This window comes from Pseudomonas sp. LBUM1663 (genome assembly GCF_059695905.1).
Genome location: NZ_CP166792.1, coordinates 3,738,116 through 3,759,378 on the forward strand (window position 1 = coordinate 3,738,116; position 21,263 = coordinate 3,759,378).

At 59.5% G+C, this 21,263-nt stretch carries 21 protein-coding genes and 1 pseudogene; 8 read left to right on the forward strand and 14 right to left on the reverse strand.

Annotation, left to right across the window (positions count from 1 at the left end; genetic code table 11):
• Positions 1 to 82: 82 nt before the first annotated feature.
• Both ACA075_RS17035 and ACA075_RS17040 read right to left on the reverse strand, forming a co-directional pair.
• The gene (locus tag ACA075_RS17035; RefSeq protein ID WP_497294028.1) at positions 83 to 625 is read right to left on the reverse strand and encodes a hypothetical protein; all 543 of its coding nucleotides are present in this window, start codon (positions 623 to 625) and stop codon (positions 83 to 85) included.
• Positions 626 to 1,299: 674 nt separating this feature from the next.
• A pseudogene (locus ACA075_RS17040) lies at positions 1,300 to 1,488 on the reverse strand (FKBP-type peptidyl-prolyl cis-trans isomerase); the annotation flags it as partial.
• A gap of 164 nt (positions 1,489 to 1,652) precedes the next feature.
• On the opposite strand from ACA075_RS17040, the gene ACA075_RS17045 reads away from it, so the two are divergent.
• The gene (locus ACA075_RS17045) at positions 1,653 to 2,726 is read left to right on the forward strand and encodes a diguanylate cyclase domain-containing protein (RefSeq protein WP_497294030.1); all 1,074 of its coding nucleotides are present in this window, start codon (positions 1,653 to 1,655) and stop codon (positions 2,724 to 2,726) included.
• 5 nt (positions 2,727 to 2,731) lie between these two features.
• Here the strand turns inward: ACA075_RS17045 and ACA075_RS17050 are convergent, their stop codons facing one another.
• Together ACA075_RS17050 and ACA075_RS17055 are read right to left on the reverse strand one after the other, a co-directional pair.
• The gene (locus tag ACA075_RS17050; RefSeq protein ID WP_497294032.1) at positions 2,732 to 3,196 is read right to left on the reverse strand and encodes a hypothetical protein; all 465 of its coding nucleotides are present in this window, start codon (positions 3,194 to 3,196) and stop codon (positions 2,732 to 2,734) included.
• 100 nt (positions 3,197 to 3,296) lie between these two features.
• Complete coding sequence (locus ACA075_RS17055) at positions 3,297 to 3,605, reverse strand: RcnB family protein (RefSeq protein ID WP_094471931.1); 309 nt, start codon at positions 3,603 to 3,605, stop codon at positions 3,297 to 3,299.
• A gap of 205 nt (positions 3,606 to 3,810) precedes the next feature.
• Here ACA075_RS17055 and ACA075_RS17060 point away from each other — a divergent pair, with 205 nt between their 5' ends.
• Both ACA075_RS17060 and ACA075_RS17065 read left to right on the forward strand, forming a co-directional pair.
• Positions 3,811 to 5,103, forward strand: coding sequence for an MFS transporter (locus ACA075_RS17060; protein WP_497294033.1), 1,293 nt, complete (start codon positions 3,811 to 3,813; stop codon positions 5,101 to 5,103).
• 25 nt (positions 5,104 to 5,128) lie between these two features.
• Entirely contained in the window at positions 5,129 to 5,905 is a 777-nt protein-coding gene (locus ACA075_RS17065; protein WP_497294035.1) for a substrate-binding domain-containing protein, read from the forward strand.
• On the opposite strand, the gene ACA075_RS17070 is transcribed toward ACA075_RS17065, so the two are convergent.
• Positions 5,895 to 6,809, reverse strand: a complete 915-nt coding sequence (locus ACA075_RS17070) for a LysR family transcriptional regulator (RefSeq protein WP_497294037.1) — start codon at positions 6,807 to 6,809, stop codon at positions 5,895 to 5,897. The genes ACA075_RS17065 and ACA075_RS17070 overlap by 11 nt on opposite strands.
• A gap of 157 nt (positions 6,810 to 6,966) precedes the next feature.
• Here ACA075_RS17070 and ACA075_RS17075 point away from each other — a divergent pair, with 157 nt between their 5' ends.
• Positions 6,967 to 8,778 carry a monovalent cation:proton antiporter-2 (CPA2) family protein gene (locus tag ACA075_RS17075; protein WP_497294039.1) on the forward strand — a complete coding sequence of 604 codons (1,812 nt, stop codon included), beginning with the start codon at positions 6,967 to 6,969 and terminating at the stop codon, positions 8,776 to 8,778.
• 109 nt (positions 8,779 to 8,887) lie between these two features.
• Here ACA075_RS17075 and hcnC read toward each other — a convergent pair whose 3' ends face one another.
• The 6 genes from hcnC to ACA075_RS17105 form a co-directional block, all read right to left on the reverse strand.
• Entirely contained in the window at positions 8,888 to 10,138 is a 1,251-nt protein-coding gene (gene hcnC, locus ACA075_RS17080) for a cyanide-forming glycine dehydrogenase subunit HcnC (RefSeq protein WP_497294041.1), read from the reverse strand.
• A complete protein-coding gene (hcnB, locus tag ACA075_RS17085; protein ID WP_497294042.1) occupies positions 10,131 to 11,540 on the reverse strand; it encodes a cyanide-forming glycine dehydrogenase subunit HcnB in 1,410 nt (469 codons plus the stop codon). The genes hcnC and hcnB overlap by 8 nt, the downstream gene beginning before the upstream one ends.
• Positions 11,537 to 11,851 carry a cyanide-forming glycine dehydrogenase subunit HcnA gene (gene hcnA / locus ACA075_RS17090; protein WP_497294044.1) on the reverse strand — a complete coding sequence of 105 codons (315 nt, stop codon included), beginning with the start codon at positions 11,849 to 11,851 and terminating at the stop codon, positions 11,537 to 11,539. The genes hcnB and hcnA overlap by 4 nt, the downstream gene beginning before the upstream one ends.
• Before the next feature lie 236 nt (positions 11,852 to 12,087).
• Positions 12,088 to 12,627: a hypothetical protein gene (locus ACA075_RS17095; protein WP_497294046.1), complete on the reverse strand. Its 540-nt coding sequence runs from the start codon at positions 12,625 to 12,627 to the stop codon at positions 12,088 to 12,090.
• Positions 12,628 to 12,931: 304 nt separating this feature from the next.
• On the reverse strand, positions 12,932 to 13,873 hold the full coding sequence (locus tag ACA075_RS17100) for a hypothetical protein (protein ID WP_497294047.1): 942 nt from the start codon (positions 13,871 to 13,873) through the stop codon (positions 12,932 to 12,934).
• A gap of 187 nt (positions 13,874 to 14,060) precedes the next feature.
• The gene (locus ACA075_RS17105; RefSeq protein WP_497299281.1) at positions 14,061 to 14,372 is read right to left on the reverse strand and encodes a YdcA family protein; all 312 of its coding nucleotides are present in this window, start codon (positions 14,370 to 14,372) and stop codon (positions 14,061 to 14,063) included.
• Between the two features lie 177 nt (positions 14,373 to 14,549).
• Between ACA075_RS17105 and ACA075_RS17110 the strand changes: the two genes are divergently transcribed.
• The gene (locus tag ACA075_RS17110; protein WP_010455216.1) at positions 14,550 to 15,233 is read left to right on the forward strand and encodes a response regulator transcription factor; all 684 of its coding nucleotides are present in this window, start codon (positions 14,550 to 14,552) and stop codon (positions 15,231 to 15,233) included.
• The gene (locus tag ACA075_RS17115) at positions 15,211 to 16,605 is read left to right on the forward strand and encodes a sensor histidine kinase (RefSeq protein ID WP_497294049.1); all 1,395 of its coding nucleotides are present in this window, start codon (positions 15,211 to 15,213) and stop codon (positions 16,603 to 16,605) included. The genes ACA075_RS17110 and ACA075_RS17115 overlap by 23 nt, the downstream gene beginning before the upstream one ends.
• Before the next feature lie 179 nt (positions 16,606 to 16,784).
• Here the strand turns inward: ACA075_RS17115 and ACA075_RS17120 are convergent, their stop codons facing one another.
• From ACA075_RS17120 to ACA075_RS17130, 3 genes are read right to left on the reverse strand one after another with little or no spacing between them, the layout of a single operon-like run.
• Complete coding sequence (locus ACA075_RS17120) at positions 16,785 to 17,195, reverse strand: SRPBCC family protein (protein ID WP_497294051.1); 411 nt, start codon at positions 17,193 to 17,195, stop codon at positions 16,785 to 16,787.
• A 27-nt stretch (positions 17,196 to 17,222) separates the two neighbouring features.
• Positions 17,223 to 18,020, reverse strand: coding sequence for an SDR family NAD(P)-dependent oxidoreductase (locus ACA075_RS17125; protein WP_497294053.1), 798 nt, complete (start codon positions 18,018 to 18,020; stop codon positions 17,223 to 17,225).
• A gap of 11 nt (positions 18,021 to 18,031) precedes the next feature.
• Complete coding sequence (locus tag ACA075_RS17130; protein WP_497294055.1) at positions 18,032 to 19,039, reverse strand: aldo/keto reductase; 1,008 nt, start codon at positions 19,037 to 19,039, stop codon at positions 18,032 to 18,034.
• 118 nt (positions 19,040 to 19,157) lie between these two features.
• On the opposite strand from ACA075_RS17130, the gene ACA075_RS17135 reads away from it, so the two are divergent.
• A complete protein-coding gene (locus ACA075_RS17135; RefSeq protein ID WP_497294057.1) occupies positions 19,158 to 20,054 on the forward strand; it encodes a LysR substrate-binding domain-containing protein in 897 nt (298 codons plus the stop codon).
• A gap of 718 nt (positions 20,055 to 20,772) precedes the next feature.
• A complete protein-coding gene (locus ACA075_RS17140) occupies positions 20,773 to 21,132 on the forward strand; it encodes a DUF6124 family protein (protein ID WP_497294059.1) in 360 nt (119 codons plus the stop codon).
• Positions 21,133 to 21,263 lie beyond the last annotated feature (131 nt).

Genomic DNA, 21,263 nt, shown 5'->3' on the forward strand with positions numbered 1-21,263 from the left:
AGCGATAGCCTCGGGGCTCATGTTGTGCATATGTCTGGCAATGTATGCCCTCAAGTACTCTGCTGTGTCCTTCCGCTTCTGTTCATCCTTGAGCATGATCCAGTTCCTCTGTTGGTGATTCAAGAAAGCCTAAAGACTTCAATAGAGCCTCGGCTGTTGTCAGGTTTGTCATATCGATTGTCATACTCGGATGCTTAGCACGGCATTCAGCATATGCAGCGTCTGCCAGTTGTTGGCGTTGACGCACAACAGCATTAAGTGCCTCTACGCTACCCTCTCCCTCTTCCGGTACATACACACCCACCAAGCGGCATAGTTCTTCACGAACTAACTTAGCTACGACAGAGCTGTGTACTGTGTTTTCGAGAACACGCACCACTTGCCCATCATTGGATTCTTCAAGGTAGCAAGTGACAAGGGCACGGACGATGCTTGCAAACTCTGCTCGCTCTTGAACCGCTACGCCGTCCATATGTTTGTTGAAGACTGCTAACACGTCGTAGTACATGCCCTGAAGATCGATAACCGAATGTTCACGGGCTGTGTCTTTGCGGTAACTTAGGGTTACAGGCTGGCGTGTTTGATAGCGAGCCATTCGTTCTTTGTGTGTAGGAATTTGATTCATGATGTTTGTTCCTCTGGTTGTGATTGTTCTGGTTGAACTGGCTCAGCCTGTTTAAGTGTTCGGTGATTCCGTACTCGGCATAAGCCAGAACAGAAGCGACCGTGCGGTGTTCGTGAAGCGAAACGGTTATTGCAGACGCAGCAGTGTTTGTAGGTAAGTGCCATGCGGCCTCCTTGAGTAAGTTGGTATGTGCTTGTAACGCAGCGAATCGCGGACAATAAAAAGGCCAGATTTTCAAGGTCTGGCCTTTTGGGTGTTGCTGATGTGTTGTTGCGAATTCGTGGCCGTGGGGAAAGCAATTGACCCCTATCGTCTACGGCGGTAACGGCGACAGTGAATCAGACTGCCTATCAGGTATTTAGCCACGCCACCTGATGAGGCGACAGGAACCCCCTGTGAGGGCGGCTGTTCGGCCTGTTGGAAAACCCGGCACCGAACGGAGACAGGAAAGAATGTTTCTCTCCCCTTCCTGCCCCCATTGTAGCATCTTTTTCAGCTTTGTCAACATATTTCTTTCTAATGTGCAACTGTTATTTAGCGATATTTTAGCCTAAATATTAGCCATATTTGCTATAAGCCTTTGTTTACGTGGCCTGCAGAGGACAATGATGCCAAAACCGTTCGTCGGAATACGTACAAAGAGCACCGATGGCTGAACCCTACATATGAAATTGTTGCTCCCAACCCTTGATCACCCTCCCGGTGCCAATCACGCACTGGAACGGTTTACCACGGCTGTAGGACGAATCGAATTCGGTGCCGTCTTCCAGCCAGCCGCGGTATTGGGTGGTGATCAGCGCGCCTTTGACGGTGGCTTTGCCGTCGCCCACTTCAAGATCGATTATCTGCAATTCATCATTCATCACATTCACTCTATTGTTCACGCACCCAACAGGGTGTAATGGGCGCCGTTTTCCCAGAATTGTGCGCCATTGGCAACCCATACGAGCGGTTCCTGGCATTAACCTCAACTAAGATAAGCGACACCACGGCACACGGATCACTACGACACGATGGCAATTTTTGAATGAATGACGTCTGGACCAGCGCAGCCATCGGCTCAGTGATGCTTGCCCTGATCATTGCGCTGATCTGCCGCGAGCGCTCGCTGCAAAAACAATTGGCCGAGCAACGCGCGTTGATTACCAGTCTGTCCGAAGGCCTGCACATCCGCCAGGACGGCGACGCCGAGCGTTTCAAGCGCAGCCAGTACTTCGCACGCATCGGCACCTGGGACTGGGATGTCGACACCGACAAACTCTACTGGTCGGACGCGATCTACGGGATGTTCGGTTTCAAGATCGGCGAGGTCACACCCTCCTACGCACTGTTCTGCGCCTGCGTACACCCGGACGACCGGGCCAACGTCCGGGCCGGGGAATTGCGATGCCTTGATACCGGTGAAAACCATGACGAGGAATACCGCGTGGTCTGGCCCGACGGCAGCATTCGCTGGCTGCGGGAAACCGGCAACGTGGTCAAGAACGACCATGACGCCACCATCAAGATGATGGGTGTGGTGCGCGACATCACCGAGGAAAAAGCCTCAGCCAGTTACCTGCAACACCTGGCTCATTACGACCCGTTGACCGGCCTCCCGAATCGCCTGGTGCTTGAAGAGCGCCTGTGCGAAGCGCTAGAACAGGCACGCGTCAGCGCCACTCGGGTGGCGTTGGTGTTTGTCGATCTCAACGGGTTCAAGGCAATCAACGACCACTACGGTCATGCGGCCGGCGACCGGGTGCTGATCACTACCGCTACGCGATTGAAGAAAATCCTGCGCTCAACCGACACCGTCGCCCGGATCGGCGGCGATGAATTCGTGGTCATTCTGCAAGGGTTGCCCCAAGGCGTCAGCCTGCAAGACGAGGCTCGCACCATCTGCCAGAAAATCTTCGTCGAACTGTCACCGCCCATCACCATCGGCAACGACCAACGCCACATCGGCACCAGTCTCGGGGTCGCGGTGTTCCCGGACCATGCGCCGAGCATGGACCGGTTGATTCACATTGCAGACCTGGCGATGTATGAGGCGAAACGCAGCGGGAATAATCAGTATAGGTTGGGCGGACAAACGATGAGTCCTAGCAGGGTCGAATGACCCGCTCAGCCCTTGCGCTGCCCGTAAGGGATGCCGTTGAAACTATGGGTGCAGCAGTGGCAGAACGTGGCCATGTTCTCGGCAGTCAACTCAGGCGCGACTATTGCGAGCAAGCCTTGATCATCAACGAACAAGCCGCTGAAGTAGCTGGACTCATCTGTCCTGACGTAATCCTTCTGTTCACTTTCACGCAACGCAACCATCCAGAAAACCGGCTCAGGGCGATCAAGCCTGGCAACCGCCTCACTGAAAACTTCGTCCCAACGCCGACCGACTCTGGACAGTAAAAACTTGTACAGCGGTGTGTAATCGAAGCCATACCGACGGGTTCCATGCATCGACTCACGGGATGCATCGCAATTGATCGCCGCTTTTGTATGGCGTTGATGACGGTATTCACCCGTGTAATCGTTGTGTCGAACACCCCAGGTGCGAGTGTTGATCTTGCGGTAGAGCGGTTTCTTCTCCAACGGGTACTCCTGACATCCAGTCAACAAAATCGCCGCCGATCTTTACCGGAGCAGCGGACGATTTCAATCAACCTTCCTTGGCCAATTGTTACTGGGTGACCTAACGCTCCACCGGAGTGATGTCCACAATCGTGCCGTTGGTGATCATCACCATCATGTACTTGTCATTGATCTGCACCCACTGCGCCTGTTCCTTCGGTGCTTTCAGGCCTTTGGCTTTCCAGTTGCGCAGTGCTTTTTCAGTGCGTTGATACATGTCCGGGGCGCGGTCGCCGACCACCAGTTCGCGGGTGTTGTTGACGCCAGGCTGGACGGTTTTTGCGGGTGGGTCATCCGCCTGAACGATGGGGTTGATACCGGCAACGCCAGCGGCAATGGCCAGGGCGGCGATGAGGGTTTTGCTGTTCATGGGTGATCCTCCGTTGATGGCATACCCAACTCCGACTGCGCTCACGGTGAATCATTCCTTCGGCGCACATTGATCCGTTTCACGCATTAATGCATGCCAACAATGCACTTATCATATCGATCGCCCTGTTCCACCATTCGCCTCAATAAGAACCGTGCACTGCGTCCAGGCAATGCACGTCATAAAAGCGGTGGAGTACAGGTCAATGACAGCATCAATCCCTTCCGGGCGTTCTCGCGCCGGTGCAATTTTCCGGGTCACTTCGGGCAATTTCCTCGAACAGTTCGACTTCTTCCTTTTCGGCTTTTACGCCACGCAGATCGCCGCCGTGTTCTTCCCGGCCAGCAGCGAGTTTGCCTCGCTGATGATGACCTTCGCGGTGTTCGGCGCAGGCTTCCTCATGCGGCCGTTGGGCGCGGTGGTGCTGGGTGCCTACATCGACGATGTGGGCCGGCGCAAAGGGCTGATTGTCACGCTGTCGATCATGGCCAGCGGCACGATATTGATTGTGTTGGTGCCCGGTTACGAGACCATCGGTTTGTTCGCACCGGCCATCGTGCTGATCGGCCGATTGCTGCAGGGCTTCTCGGCGGGTGCAGAAATGGGCGGTGTCTCGGTGTACCTCTCGGAGATCGCCACGCCCGGCAACAAAGGCTTTTTCACCAGTTGGCAGTCGGCCAGCCAGCAAGTGGCAATTATTGTCGCAGCGGCCTTGGGTTATGGGCTGAATCAATGGATGGCGCCGGCGATGATTGCCGACTGGGGCTGGCGGATACCGTTTTTCGTTGGCTGCCTGATCGTGCCGTTCATTTTCTTCCTGCGGCGCAACCTGGAAGAAACCGAAGAATTTACCGCGCGCAAACACCGCCCGACTATGGGCGAAGTGTTCCGCACACTGGCGCAGAACTGGGTGATCGTCTTCGCCGGAATGATGATGGTCGCGCTGACCACTACGGCCTTCTACCTGATCACCGTGTACGCACCGACGTTCGGCAAAACCGTGCTGCATCTGAGCACGTCCGATGCGCTGCTGGTGACCTTGCTGGTGGGTGTGTCGAACTTCTTCTGGCTACCCCTTGGCGGGGCCTTGTCCGATCGTATCGGTCGGCGTCCGGTGTTGATCGCCATGGCGTTGTTGACCCTCGCCACCGCGTATCCGGCGCTGACCTTCCTGGTCAACGCGCCGAGCTTCATGCACATGCTGCTGGTGTTGCTGTGGCTGTCGTTCATTTACGGCTTGTACAACGGCGCGATGATCGCCGCGCTGACGGAAATCATGCCGGTCGAGGTGCGGGTCGCCGGTTTCTCCCTGGCCTACAGCCTGGCCACCGCGGTATTCGGTGGTTTCACCCCGGCGATGTCGACCTTCCTGATTCAGTACACCGGCGACAAGGCTGCGCCCGGCTACTGGATGAGTTTCGCCGCGCTCTGCGCCTTGTGCGCGACGCTGTATCTCTACCGTCGCTCGACCGGTCGCCTGCAACCGGCGATGTCTTGAACCCGTCCTTTTCGAGAAAATGCCCATGAAGAAGCTATTTAACTTTGCAGCCCTGGCCTTGGCGGCCAGCCTTGGCCTGAGTACGGTCGCCCAGGCCGAAGAGATTCGCGTGATGACCTCCGGTGGCTTTACCGCTGCCTACAAAATCCTCGGCCCGAAGTTCGCGGCATCCACCGGCAACACGCTCGACACCGCCCTGGGGCCGTCGATGGGCAAGGCGCCGGAGGCGATCCCTAATCGCCTCGCCCGAGGCGAGAAGGCTGACGTGGTCATCATGGTCGGCTATGCCCTCGACGACTTGATCAAACAAGGCAAGGTCGACCCTGCTTCACGGGTGGAACTGGCGGATTCGCGGATCGGTCTGGTGGTGCGCACAGGCGCGCCAAAGCCAGACATCAGCTCTGTGGACGGCCTGAAAAAGACCTTGCTGGAGGCCCGGTCAGTGGCGTACTCCGACAGCGCCAGCGGCGTGTACATCGAGAATCAACTGTTCAGGCGTCTGGGCATCGAAGATCAATTGAAACCCAAATCAACAATGATCCCGAAAATCCCGGTCGGCTCGGTGGTTGCCACGGGCGACTATCAGTTGGGATTCCAGCAAGTCAGCGAATTGCTGCCAGTGCCGGGGGTCAGTTTTGTGGCGAAGATTCCGGAATCGATGCAGTCGGTGACACGTTTTGCGGCCGGCATACCGGTCGGCGCGCAACACCCGGTCGAAGCCAAGGCACTGCTTGACTATATGGCCTCCTCGGCCGCTCAGCCGGACGTGAAAGCAACCGGTCTGGATTCAGTCAGCCGCTGAGAACGGGTGGCTGCACTTTCATTTCCACCACCAGCCGTTCCAACTCCAACGCCGCCGGGGTCAGGGTTCGCCCCCGGCGTTTGATCAGACCGACACTGCGCATCACCTGCGGGTCGGTCAGCGGCACCCGCGTCAGGATCGGATGATCGGCTGCCGGCATCGCCATCAATGGCACCGCTGCCACACCCAACCCCGCCTCCACCAGTCCAATCATCGTCGTGACATGACGGGTTTCGCAGATACTCGGTCGCTGCGGCACGATGCCGGTCAGTGCCTGGTCCAGCAAAAAACGATTGCCGGACGTCTTGTCCAGCGAGATGTAATCCTGCTGATAAAACTCATCCCAGCTCACGCTGCTGCGCCCGGCCAACGGATGATCGCGCCGACAGGCCACCACATAACCTTCCTGCACCAGCGGCTCGAACTCGACCTCGGCCTCCAGCGTGCCCATGAAACTCAGACCAAAATCCGCCTCACCGTTGACCACTGCGCTGAGCACGTCATGGGCGCTGGAGTCCAGTACCTTGACTTTGATCCGCGGGAATTGCCGGTGGTAATGGGCAACTACGCGCGGCATGAAGTAGTAAGCCGCCGAGGGTACACAGGCCACCGTGACATGGCCGAGCCGGGTCGAAGCCACTTCACTGATGCCCAGTAATGCGATGTCGAGGTCATCGAGCAATCGCTCGACACTCGGCATAAAACCGCGCCCGGCCTGGGTCAGGCTGACCTTGCGGGTGGTGCGCTCGAACAAGCGCACACCGAGGGCGTCTTCGAGTTTTTCAATTCGCCGGCTCAATGCTGGCTGGGAAATGCGCACGGTATCGGCCGCTTTGCGAAAGCTGCCCTGCTCGACCACGGCACGAAAGGCTTGCAGATCGTTGAGGTCGAAGTTGATCGCCATGGTGTGCACTCGAGGGACGGACAGATTGATCAGCTTACTCTATGAATTTAACCAATTGATGCAAAGTGTAACAGCATGACTCCAGCTCTTTGCTGACGCCTGTGGCTCCAACCTTTATCCTGTCGCCCCCGCCGTACCGAGTAGATGGAGTTTTGTCATGCCCCATGAAGGCAACCTTTTACAAGCCGCCGTTGTGTTTCTGTTCGCCGCGGTGCTCACCGTGCCCTTGGCCAAACGCCTGCAATTGGGAGCGGTACTGGGTTATCTGTTTGCCGGCGTCATTATTGGGCCGTCAGTCCTGGGTTTGATCGGCAATCCACAAAGCGTCAGCCACATCTCCGAGCTCGGCGTGGTGTTGCTGCTGTTCATCATCGGCCTGGAATTGTCGCCGCGTCGCTTGTGGGTGATGCGCAAATCGGTGTTTGGCGTGGGCCTGGCGCAGGTGTTGCTGACCGGTTCGGTGATCGGCGTGCTGGCGCTGTTTGTCTTCGGCCAGCCGCTGAATAGCGCCATCGTCCTCGGCCTTGGGCTGGCGTTGTCGTCCACCGCGTTTGGCCTGCAAAGCCTGGCCGAACGCAAGGAACTGACCAGTCCTCACGGACGCTTGGCATTCGCGATTCTGCTGTTCCAGGACATCGCGGCAATCCCGTTGATCGCCATGGTGCCGCTGCTGGCGGGCGGCGATCACACCACCACGGCGGCCGAGGATTTGAATCACGGCTTGCGGGTGTTGGGCAGTATCGCGGTGGTGGTGATCGGCGGGCGGTATCTGCTGCGCCCGGTGTTTCGCGTGGTGGCCAAGACCGGTTTGCCCGAGGTGTCCACCGCCACCGCGTTGCTGGTGGTAATCGGCACCGCGTGGCTGATGGACCTGGTCGGCGTGTCGATGGCGCTTGGGGCGTTCCTCGCCGGGTTGCTGCTGGCGGACTCTGAATACCGTCACGAACTGGAAGCGCAAATCGAACCGTTCAAGGGCCTGTTGCTGGGGCTGTTTTTCATCAGCGTCGGCATGGGCGCCAACCTGAGCCTGCTGCTCAGCGCGCCGATCACGGTGTTGGGCCTGACCCTGTTGCTGATCGCAATCAAACTGCCGCTGCTGTTTGTGGTGGGCCGATTGGCCGGTGGGTTGGGCAAAGTCAGTGCGATTCGGCTGGGCATCGTGCTGGCGGCCGGCGGTGAGTTCGCGTTTGTGGTGTTCAAAATTGGTCGGGATCAAGGGTTGTTCGAGGCGCGCCTGTACGATTTGCTGGTGCTGACAATCACCCTGTCCATGGCCGTCACCCCGCTGCTGTTGCTGCTGTGCGCACGCCTGTATTCGCCGAAGGTGCAGCCCGTGGTGGTGCCGGAGAAATTCCGCGAAATCGACACCGACGCACCGCGTGTGGTGATCGCTGGCATGGGTCGGATGGGGCAGATCGTGGCGCGGATTCTGCGGGCACAGAACATCAAGTTCGTGGCGCTGGACACGTCCGTGGAAACCATCGAGCTGTCCCGCAGCTTCGGCGGCGTGCCGGTGTTCTACGGCGATCCGATGCGCCCGGAAATCCTCAGCGCGGCCAAGGTCGAGCAGGCGGAATACTTTGTCATCGCCACCGATGACCCGGACACCAACATCAAGACCGCCGAGGTGGTGCACAAGCTCTATCCGCACATCAAGATCATCGCCCGGGCTCGTAACCGTCAGCATGTGCACCGGTTGGTGGACCTTGGTGCCGAGGCGATTCGGGAAACCTATTATTCGAGTCTGGAAATGAGTCGTCGCACCCTGGTCGGACTGGGGCTGACCCAGGCGCAGGCCGATGCGCGGATCAAGCGCTTCAAGCATCACGACGAACAGGTGCTGGAGGCTCAGCATGCGATTTATGACGATGCGGCGAAGGTGCTGCAGACCGCCCAGGAAGCCCGGGCGGAGTTGGCGAGGTTGTTTGAGGCGGATCAGATGGAGGAGCGGGAATCGGGTAAGGTTTGAGTCATTGGGAGATGGTGATGCCGCCTTCGCGGGCAAGCCTCGCTCGTACAGGGGGCACCGGACCTGTAGGAGCGAGGCTTGCCCGCGAGAACGATAACCCGGTCTTATGTCAGGCCAACTTCTTCAGCTCAACGGTCTCCACCGCAAACCGATCCGCCAAAAACGGCGTGATATCCAGCGGCAACGCCTCACCGTTCACCAGCTTATCCAGCAACACCCCGGTTATCGCCGACGTCAAAATCCCCGTGCGGAAATGCCCACAGGCATTGAGGTAACCCTCCACCCCATTCATCGGCCCAAGAATCGGCAACTCATCCGGTGACCCCGGCCGCAGTCCCGCCCAGGTCCGCTTGAGATTCACATCCGCCAACTCGGGAAGACACCGCACCGCCCCCTGCACCAGCCCGGCAATTTCCGGGTAGGTGGTGGTCACGTCGAAGCCTTTATCCTCCGTCGTGCTGCCAATCAGGATCTCGCCATTGTCCTTCTGCGCCACATAACAATCGCTGGTGGTCAGGCAACCGTTGAGGATTTTCGGCAGGCGCTCGGTCAGCAGAATCTGCCCCTTCACCGGTTTCACCGGAATCCGGATACCGGTGGCCTGCTCACTCAAATCCGCCGCCCAGGCACCCGCTGCGTTAATCAGGGTGTTGCAGTGAAACACTCCAGCCTCGGCCGTCTGCACGCCGCTGACGCGAGAACCATGGTGCAAGACCCCGGTGACGTTGGTGTTGAAATACAGGTCCACGCCGTTCTGCCGCGCGCCTTCGGTGTAGGCATCGGCCAGTCGGAACGGACTGACTTGATGGTCGCAGAGAAACTCCAGCGCCCCACTCGCTTCATGGCTGACACTCGGCTCGGCCGCGCGCAACGCCGCCTGATCGAGCCAGCGCACCTGATCGGCCAGATGGGGAATGCAGGCGACGATATGCTCGGCGTAGAGCCGGTCTTCCTCGTCGTAGATCACGAATTTCAGGCCGGTCTTTTCGAACTTGAAATCCATCCCGTGACGGTCTTTCAACTCCTGGTGCAGCGCCGGGTACATCGCGTTGGACTGCAAGGCGAAATCGAAGAACGACTGCGGCAGGATGTGCGGCGTGCTGGAATCCACCACCACCGCCGAACCCTGGGCTTCACGCTTGCGATTGGCCGACATCATGCGAAAGAAAATCACCCCGCAGCCCAGTCCTACCGACTCGCCAATCGCCCACAAGCCACCGGCTGACGCGCGGGTGGCGTTACCCGGGCGCTTAAAGTCAATCAAGGCGACCCTGAGGTTTTTGCGTTTCGAAAATTGATAGGCGCAGGACGCCCCGATCACACCGCCACCGGCGATGACCACGTCATAAAACTTACTCATGATTGGCGGTCTCCATGCCGACGCAGGTGAATGCAGAAAAGGGAATCGGATCGATCGGGAAGCGCGGCCGCAACCAGCCCACATCCTGCCGACCCGTGACTTCGCGCAAACGGTCGGTGCAATAACCGACGCACATCCGCCCCTGACAATCGCCCATGCTCACCCGAGTGCGCATTTTCAGACTGGCGAGGTCTTGCACGCCCTGCTCCAGCGCCCGGTCGATGTCGGCGCGGGTCGCGTGTTCGCAACGGCAAATCACCGTGTCGGCGGCCGGTAGCGCGGTTTGCCCGGCGCCGCGCTCGGTGTAGCGATCGACCGCCGCACGAAAGCGCACGATGGCCTTGAGCTTCGACAAATAACGATTGCGCCGTACCAGGGCCAGTTCCGCGTCCAGCACGTCCCGTTGCAGCAGGATCGATGTGGCCGCAATCCGTCCTGCAAGCATCGCCGCTTCGCCACCGCGAATGCCGCCCATGTCACCGGCCAGGTGCACGTGAGGTTCGCTGCTTTGCTGCCAGATACTGGCACTGGCCCGCAGGTAACCATCGTCACTGAAGCCATGGTTCAGGCCCATCTGCTGACTGAGTTGGGTGCGCGGGATAAAACCGTAGCCAACCGCCAGGGTTTGCGCAGCAATTTGCTCGGCACGGCTCAGGTCCGGCACCCAGGTGCTGGAATACGGCGCCACGGTCACGCCATTCAGCTCACCTTCACCCTGCGCCGCCACCACGCCCCAGCCGTAATGCATCGGGATGCCGTGCAGTTTGAGGAACGCGAGCATGCTCAAGCCATCGAGGAACAACTGCGGCTTGTTCAGCAACGACAGGCTTTCCCGTGCGATCTTGCCGAACGCGCACGCCTCGTAAACACCCGCGACCGTCACGCCGGACGCGTGCAGCTGACAGGCCACCAACGGCAATAAAGGTCCGGTGCCGGCAATCACCACGGGGCCCTGCGGCTTGACCACTCCGCTCTTGATTTGTAATTGCAGGCCGCCCAGCAGGATCACGCCGGGCAAGGTCCAGCCAGGAAACGGCACGCTGCGCTCATGGCAACCGGCGGCGAGCAGCAATTGCGGGTAGTCGACTTCCTGCAACTGCTCCTCGCTGTCCAGCACCACCAACGCCCGCGTGCCTTCGGCGCCGACCACGCGGTGATTCAGGCGCACATCGATCAGCGATGCGTGCGCCTGAAACTCGCCATGCAAGGTGGCCAGCGCTTCCGAGTACCGCGGTCCCAGATAGTCGAGTTGCACACCATCGCGCAACGGTCCGCGATAGACCACGCCGCCCAGCCGCAAAGCTTCTTCAAGCAACGTGCAACGCACGCCGTGCCGGGCCAGTTCAATGGCCGCCGCCATCCCTGCCGGCCCACCGCCGACAATCACCGGACGCAGGCTCATACACCCTCCTGCTCAACGATGCGGTTGACTTGGGTTTCGACCCGCATGCCATCACGCACCACGGTCTGGCAGGCGCGACGTTTGTGCCGCCCATTGATTTTCACCAGGCAGCATTGGCACACGCCCATGCCGCAATAGGCGCCGCTGATTTGATCGTGATCGTTTCGGGCCACCTGGCGCAGGCCAAGGGATTGAATGACCGTGAGGACGGTTTCGCCAAGGGCGGCGCTGACCGGCTGGCCATTGATGTGCACAGTCATATCCGCGCGCGGCAGCGGCTGGATATCGAAGGTTCTTTCTAAACGTGGCATTGCGATGTTCATCCATGAGAGTTCAGGTGAGGTTCCACAGCTCCTTGCTGCACTACACCTTGCGGGCCAACGACTCGGTAAAAAGCTCGCTCCGGTACTTCGACAGCGCAACAGGGTGCGCGTCAAAGCAATGTAGTCGAAGCCGCAGAAGGGGCTTGGATCTTTTACGGTAGGAGATATCGCAGAAGAGAATATTGATCCAGGCCAGTGAAAGACTCCGCACCCCAATCTGTCGATCAGTTGGAGAACACGTACTCACCCTTGACCTTTTTCGAGCCGACGAAGCCCAGGTCCGGGAACAACAGGTTTTTTACCAAGGCGACGAAGAACACCATGCCCAGGGTGATAACGACGCCGACCACGGTCATCACCGGATCTTCTTCATAGCCTTTGAACATCCGCGAAATCTGGCTGACGGTCAGAATCACGTAAATGGTGTAAGCCTGTGCCACGTTCTTGTAGAAGCCCCAGGCAAACGCCAGCGGCACCAACGCCGCGAACAGGGTGAAAAACACCACGGCACCGGAGCCGATCATCGCGCCCAGGTAAAACCCGGAGACCGCCCCCAGCAATGCCTGAATGCAGGTCAGCGCGATCAGAAGGGTGACCTTGCGTGAGTGTTTCTCCCGCAGGGCCGGATCCGGCCGGGCACCAATCCAGTAAGCCAATACCCGATCCTTGACCGCCCCACCGGAGAACGCCTTGAACGTCTCGGTTTTGGAGCGCCCGGCGTCGAGCATCGCCAGCAGTTGCCGTTTGATTTCCTTCTTGTCCAACGTACTTCTCCCCTTCTTGAATCAATGCAAAATAAGTGTGGGAGCGAGCCTGCTCGCGAAAGCGGTGCATCAGGCGACATCATCATCGACTGAAAGTCCGCTATCGCGAGCAGGCTCGCTCCCACAGTGGGGCATCTTCGCTTTATTGGACGCCAGAAAGCAAAACGCCGCTTCCACCCGAGGCGGAAGCGGCAGAGGCATGAGCCTCAGTCGATCAATGCATGAACAGGGCGATCAGGATGATGATCGGGATGGGCACGCCAAGAAAGAACAGCAGTAATGAGCGCATGGTAATTCTCCTGGGTTAGCGAACAGGTGGCACGGAAGTGGTGGTCACGTAGGTGTCGGTTTCCAGATACTCCACGGCATCCCGACGACGACCGCCGAAGGTCGCGGCAAGGCTGGCAAAAAACGCACCGATCAGCAGCGCAATGAACATCCACAACGACGTCCATGCGGCGACTTTAGCGGCGGTGTCAGCCGCTTGTTGCGCAGCGAGCTTGGCGTCGGCCACGGCTTTCTGGGTGCGGGCGTAGACTTCATCGACACGGCGTTCGGCATCGGCCTGGGTCAGGTTGGTACGCTGGGCGACCAATTGCGCCAGGTAAGTCCGGTCTTCGGCAGACAGTTGACCGTCGTTGCCCAGGGAGCGGACGAAGATGCGAGTCACGGTGCTGCGGGCGGCGTCATCGCTGACGGCAGCCGGACGATCATCGCGAAACAGGCTGTCAACGAAGTAGCCATACTGGTCGCTGTCGGTATTGCCCGCAGCGGTGCCAGCGGCCTGAGTCGCGGCACTCGCCGCGCCACCGACCACACTCGCCCCGGCTTGCACGCCACCGCTGACGATGCTGCTGACCGAACCGACGACCAACGTCGCGGTTACCAGCGTGGCCACGCACCAGGCCAGAAAACCATGAGCCGTGTCACGGAAATAGACTTCATCGCCGTGCATGTTGGCCCACTTCACCCGCAGACGACCGGCGATGTAACCACCGAGCCCGGACGCCACGATTTGCGTCACCGCCAGCCACACGATCGTTGAAATGCCCAAGCCCTTGGCACTCACGCCTTCGTTGGCCCACGGAGAAACAGCCGAGAATCCCAGGCCAAATCCCAGCAGCACCAAAATCAGCGACAACGCCGCCGCCGCAGCGGCACCGGCGAAGATCGCGCCCCAGGACACACCCGAGAGCGTGCTTGATTCTTCTGCGGCAGGATAGAAACCATCAGAGGATCTATTCATTGTTGTATCGCTCCAGGCAGGAAAGATGGTGTTACAACTCTTCAAAGAAGGAAGTGCAGTCACCGTGCCAGTCGCGAACTTTAAATAAATTTTTTTATTTCAAAAGCTTATAAATTTTGAACTTCCTATATCCATGCAAAATGCAAGGAAGCGGCAATTGCAGCGGGTTTTATGCATTGCGTACGAACTACTTGCGCTTGTAGCTCTTGTTGCCGCTTGGAGTCAGGCAATACACGCCGCCTCTGGGGCCGGTGCAAAACGAACCAGTGCTGCAGGTGCAGCCATCGTTACTCTGCAACAGCGTTTGCGGACGGGCCTGGCTTTGGCCACCACCATAAGTCCCGGAACAGCTTTTCTTCGAAGCGCTGATCGAGCCGTCACTGCACAGGAACAGATCGCCGTCACAGCGATCAATGCCTCCCTTTTTTCCCGAACACGGTGTGTTGCCGGCCCAGGCGGATGCACTGGCAATGCACAGCAATAAGAGAACAATCGGCATCCCGCCGCGGCGAATCCAAGTACCCACAGATCAGCTTCCTGTTTGAGTTGTGGCCCGATGATATCAATGCGCCTGACTCGTTCATGAAGCAACATGAAAGTTAATTTATTAAGCCGCCGGTTATTCTTGGCAAAATGCCCACACACTCTGCCATGAACTGACTATCAGGCCAGCCCTATGACCCGCATCTTGACCATCGAAGACGACGCCGTGACCGCCCGGGAAATCGTCGCCGAACTCAGTAGCCACGGCCTCGACGTCGATTGGGTCAACAACGGTCGCGAAGGCCTGGAGCGTGCGGTCAGCGGCAATTACGACCTGATCACCCTCGACCGCATGTTGCCGGAGCTCGATGGCCTGGCCATTGTCACCACGCTGCGGACCATGGGCGTGGCCACGCCGATCCTGATGATCAGCGCCCTCTCCGACGTCGATGAGCGGGTGCGCGGCTTGCGGGCCGGCGGTGATGATTACCTGACCAAGCCGTTTGCCACCGATGAAATGGCCGCCCGGGTTGAAGTCCTGTTGCGTCGCCAGAACACCGTGACCGCCCAGGCGACCACGCTGCGGGTCGCCGATCTGGAGCTGAACCTGATCAGCCACGAAGCCAGCCGCGATGATCAGTTGCTGACGCTGTTGCCCACCGAGTACAAGTTGCTGGAATTCCTGATGCGCAACACCGGGCAGATTCTGTCGCGGATGATGATTTTCGAAGAGGTCTGGGGGTATCACTTCGACCCCGGCACCAACCTCATCGATGTGCACATCGGCCGGCTGCGCAAGAAGATCGACCCGCCTGGCAAAGTCCCACTGATTCGGACCGTGCGAGGCTCGGGTTATGTCATTGCTGAACCCCTCTAACGGCTGGCGCTCATCCAGCAGCCGCTTGCTCGCGCTCTACAGTTCGCTGTTCGTGCTCTGGAGCGGGATTCTGATGGGGGTCATGTACTACGAGGTGTCCGCCTACCTGGACAATCTGGCCAAGCACTCGCTAATGCAGCGCCAGCACCTGTTTTCGCATTTTCAGGGCGAACAATTGGCCGACGCCCTCGCCGTCAGCATGACCTTCGACATTCGCGGCATCGACGCCTACGGCCTGTTCGATTCGCAGCACCGTTACCTCAGCGGTGCGCTGCGGCACATGCCCGAAGGCTTGCCGCTGGATGGCAAGATCCACATGCTCGGCGACTGCGCCGAGTCTGACGACCCCAGCCTGCCCGCCGACAGTTGCGACGCGGTCGCGACGCAGACCAAGGACGGTCGCTGGCTGGTGCTGGTGCGCGATAACGGTTCGTTGTTTGCCGTGACCCGGATCATTCTGCACGCGTTGTTCTGGGGCGTGACGCTGACCATCCTGCCCGGCATCGCCGGTTGGCATCTGTTGCGCCGGCGTCCGCTGCGGCGGATTCGTGCGATCCAGGCCAGCGCCGAAGCCATCGTCGCCGGGGACCTGACCCGGCGTTTGCCGCTGTCCAACCGCCGCGATGAGCTGGACATGCTCGCCGCCATCGTCAATGCCATGCTCGAACGCATTGAACGTTTGATGAACGAGGTCAAGGGGGTGTGCGACAACATCGCCCATGACCTGCGCACACCGCTGACGCGCTTGCGAGCGCAGCTGTACCGGATCCAGCAGCAGGCGGATGACGGCTCGACCCTGGCCGTACAACTGGACTCGGTGCTCGGTGAAGCGGATACATTGATGGCGCGGTTTCGTGGATTGCTGCGGATTTCCGAACTGGAAGATCGCCAGCGGCGTTCGGGTTTTGTGCAGCTGGATCCGGTGCCGTTGTTGCAGGAGCTGCATGACTTTTACCTGCCGCTGGCGGAGGAAGGCGAACTGGTGTTCAAACTTCAGCTGCCAGCGTCGATGCCAATGTTGAATGGCGATCGGGCGCTGTTGTTTGAAGCCGTGGCGAACCTGCTGAGCAACTCGATCAAATTTACCCCGCCCGGTGGCGAGGTGATCTTGCGCGGGGTCAATGACGCTGGGCACACGCGAATCGAAGTGCTCGACTCAGGACCTGGCATCCCGGAAAGCGAACGCGAAGCGGTGTTCCAGCGTTTTTACCGTGCCGAGGGCGGGAATCAGAAAAGCGGGTTCGGGTTGGGGTTGTCGATCGTCGCGGCGATTGTCGGTCTGCATGGGTTTGCGCTGGAAGTGGGCACCAGTGAGTTGGGTGGTGCGCGGTTGGTGCTCGATTGTGGGGAGAACCTGATTCCACAGACCTGAAGCCCCACACCATTGCGTAGCAGCTGCCGAGCCTGCGAGGCTGCGTTCGGCGACGCAGTCGTCGTGAAATCAAACCCTGCGGTGTATCAGGAAAACCGCGTTCGCAGGTTTTACGACGACTGCGTCGCCGAACGCAGCCTCGCAGGCTCGGCAGCTGCTACAAAGGTTGCGTTGTACTGCTAGGTTGGGTAGTTCGCCCGAAGGGCCTCGAGCCCGCCCTGATAAATCCCGGCAAACAACGCCTCAACCTCTGCCTCACTGACACCGACAGGCGCAAACCGCCCCGACCACGTCACCCGCGCCCCCTGCCCCTGGGCCTCGACCTTGATCGTCGCCAGGTACTCAGTCGCCGGAAACGGTGCCTGCAAAATCGAATAGCTGTAAGTCTTCCCGGCGTTATCAAACGTCTCCAACCGCTCAACCACCACCGCCCCATCCGCCGTTTGCAGGCTGCGCACCCGCCCGCCTTCACTCAGTTCGCTTTTCGGGATAAACGGCAGCCAGTCCGGCAGCGTGTCGAAGCCGCCAATCAATTGCCACACCTCATCGGCCGAAGCCGGAATGTCGATAAACGCTGATGCCTTTGCCATGTAACCCTCTCTCTCAATCAAAAAAATTCAGATCGCCATGCTGTCGACGACACCGCCGTCGACCCGCAATGCCGCGCCTGTCGTGGCCGAGGACAGCGGTGAGGCGATGTAGGCCACCAGGTTCGCGACCTCCTCGACATTCGCTACACGCTGGATGATCGACGTCGGCCGGGCCTTGCGCACGAACGCATCGGCTTCTTCCCGGACGCTTCGCCCCGATTTGGCGGTGGCGTCCTTGAGCATCTGCTCCAGGCCATCGGTCAGCGTCGGGCCGGGCAGGATCGCGTTGACCGTCACGCCAGTGCCCGCCAGGCGTTTGGCCAGACCGTGGGACACCGCGAGGTTGGCACTTTTGGTCACTCCATAATTGAGCATGTCGGCCGGGATCGCGATGCCGGATTCCGAGGACAGGAAAATCACCCGGCCCCAGCCCTGCTTGACCATGTCCGGTACGTAATGCCGGGACAGGCGCACGCCGGAGATCACGTTGACCTCATAGAAGCGCGTCCACTCACTGTCCGGGGTGTCGAAAAAATCCACCTCGTTGAAGATCCCGAGGTTGTTCACCAGGATGTCCGCCCGCGGTTCGGCGACGAACAGTTGCTCGGCCCCTTCGGCCGTGCCGAGGTCGGCGGTCAGGCCACGCAATTGCGCGCCCGGCACGCTCTGGCGAATACTCGCCAGCGCCTGTTCGACCTTGGCCGTCTCGCGGCCGATCACCACCACCGTGGCGCCGGATTCGGCCAGCGCCTTGCTGATGCCCAAGCCAATGCCGGCGGTGCTGCCGCTGACAATGGCGAGTTTTCCAGTCAGATCGATTTTCATGTTCAAACTCCTCAGAGGGGCAATGGCGCGCGTTCGTTCACCAGTTTTGCGTCGCGCATCACCTGCCAGAACGCAGGGGGAATCACGGCCGTCAGTGCGGCAACGTCTTCAGCAATCCGGTCCGGACGGCTGGAGCCCGGGATCACCGCCGCCACGGCCGGGTTGGCCAGCGAGAACTGCAACGCAGCAGCCTTGATGTCGACGCCGTGGGCAGCCGCGATGCGTTTGATCTGCTCGACTTTGTTGACGATCGCCGGGCTGGCTTTCTGGTATTCGAAGTGGGTACCGCCGGCCAGAATGCCCGAGCTGTAAGGACCGCCGACCACGATTTCGACATTCTGCGCCAGGGCTGCGTCCATCAGACGTTGCAAGGCACGGTCGTGGTCGAGAAGAGTGTAGCGACCCGCCAGCAGAAAACCGTCCGGCTGCGCTTCGGTCAGATCAAGGGTCAGCTCGCAAGGCTCAACCTTGTTCACGCCCAGGCCCCAGCCCTTGATCACGCCTTCTTCGCGCAAACGGGTCAGCACTTTGAAGGCGCCGGTGCGGGCCTGGTTGAAGTATTCCAGCCACTGATCGCCGTAGAAGTCCTGGGCGATGTCATGCACCCAGACGATGTCGAGACGATCGGTTTGCAGGCGTTTGAGGCTGTCTTCGATCGAGCGCATCGTTGCATCGGCGCTGTAGTCGTTGACGATCTTGTTCGGGCGGCCGTGTTCAAACACACCGCTCTTTTCGCCCAAGTCACGGGCCGCGGCGTCTTCGACTTCATCCAGGATGACCCGGCCGACTTTGCTGCTCAGCACGTAGTCGTCGCGGTTGTATTGGGCCAGAGCGTTGCCCAAGCGAATCTCCGACAGGCCCGAGCCGTAGAACGGCGCAGTGTCGAAGTAACGCACGCCAGCATCCCAGGCTGCGTGCACGGTGGCCTGCGCCTCGTCTTCAGGAATGGCGCGGAACATGTTGCCCAACGGGGCGGTACCGAAACCCAGCGCGCCGGGCAGTTTGTCTTTCAAGCTCATGGTTCAAATCCTCGTCAGTTTCAGAGGTCAGCTGAGTGACCGTTGAGCAGATCCTAGATTGCGATGATCGGACCGTCCAAGACATAATGCGCAGCACTTAAGTCCCGACAGGTCTGACATGATCGACATCCGCCAATTGCGCTACTTCGTCGCCGTCGCCGAAGAAGAACACGTCGGTCGCGCCGCCGAACGTTTGCATATCTCCCAATCCCCCCTGAGCCGGCAGATCGCCCAGCTCGAAGAACGCCTGGGCCTGACCCTGTTCGAACGCAGCCAGCAGCGCATCCGCCTGACCCGCGACGGCCAGACCTTCCTCGCCGAAACCCGCGCCCTGTTGACCCACGCCAGCCGCCTCGAATCCCTGGGTAAACGCCTCGGTCGCGGCGAAGAAGGCGGCTTGTGCATCGGCTACATCGAAAACGCCATGCACGCCGGCGTGCTGCCCAATGCCCTGCGGGTGCTGCGCGTCGACCGGCCGAACGTGCACGTTGCGTTGTACAACCTGCGCTCCGCCGAACAGCTTGAAGGCTTGCGCCAGCGTAGTCTGGATATCGCCCTAGTCAGTGAGCCGCCTGTCGCCGACGATCCGGATTTGTTGGGTTTCCAGGTGCTGGACGACCCAATGCTGCTGGCCCTGCCCGAGCACCATCCCCTCGCCCAACAGGCCACACTGACCCCGGCCGACCTCGCCGATCAGGAGTGGATCGGCGTGCAGCACCACCAGAATGTCACCCGCCGCCAAGACTTCGTCAGCGCCTGCATCCGCGCCGGATTCACTCCGGACATCCGCATGGAAGCCACCGGCCCCTTCACTGCATTGGCGCTGGTGGCCTCGGGACTGGGCATAGCCATGATTCAGAAGGGCTTGAGCCGCAACGCACCGCCGGGCGTGGTCCTGCGGGAAGTGCCGTGGATTTGCTTCACCAGACCGCTGTGGGCGGCGTGGCACCGGATCAATCTGCGGCCGTTGGTGGAGACGTTCAGGAAGGTGTTGACCGAGTCGGGCCCGCATTGATCGTTCCCACGTCGAGGCGTCGAACCGTCCGCGTGGGAATGCAGCCCGGGACGCTCCGCTTCCTTTTAGAAAGCTGGAACGCGGAGCATCCCTAGAGGCATTACGCAGCAGAGCGTGGGAACGATCAAAAACCTTTTGGCTGGCAGAGCCTCAATGTCTGGAGTTCACAAAACCCTTGTGGCGAGGGAGCTTGCTCCCGCTGGGTCGCGCAGCGGCCCCAAAACCTGCAACTGCGGTCATTCAGGCAAACCGCGTGCACAGGAATTGCGACTGCTGCGCAGCCGAGCGGGACGGTGCGGCGGTCCGACAAGCTCCCTCGCCACAGAGTTGGGTGGATGAATAGATCCTGTCGCGCACGCCTGTTTAACACCGAAACCACGCTTGTTTAAACACCCTCACAGATACTTCCTGAAAGCTACAAATCCTTGCGCCGTTGCCTACGGCTGCGCCAGAATCCGCCGGCTTGTGCGCCTGGGGGCCGCTCGGTAACTTGATTCCCGTCACTGCTCATCAGTGATCGGGTTTAGTCGCCCGCGTTAACTCAGTTGTGCATGCATCTGTCATGCAGGTCTTTGTTCCTGTACTTGATGGTGGCTGTACGCAGGGCGCCCTCGGGCGCGCCGGATTGCTGAGTTTCCCGGTCGACTAACCTGCGTGCAGCTGCCTCCCCTTACGTTTAGTCGCAAGAGGGGTGGCACCCAATTTGGAAACTCAGCATATGTTCAAAGTAACGCCCAACCCACCTGAAACCGATCCGGTCTCCCCCTACGAACCCGATTCAAAAAAACTAAACGAGGCCGCCGAAAGAGCCCTCGACTTCCACTTCCCATCGAACGCCGACATCAAAGCCACCCCACGAACCCGCAGCACTTTGTTCTCCGTAGACCCCGAGGCCACGGCCGAAACCCTGGCGGTTTATCTGGTCGAAATACTCGCCTCGGTCGACGTGATGGTCCACCAGTTGGTGGATCACCTGGAGGGTGAGTCGCGCTACGCCCTGCTGGGTATTTCCAACAGCATCATGATGGCGGAGATCACGGCGAACCGGGTGTTGGACAAGATTGATCTGCCCATATAAGTGCCGCTCTGCGGTGAGTGAATAACTGACGTTGAATTAAGCAGCGGTCGCTTTTTTTGGGGCCGCTTCGCGGCACAGCGGATAGATAAATAGATGCGTCCCCCTTTTCTCGTAAAACTCACAAAACCCTG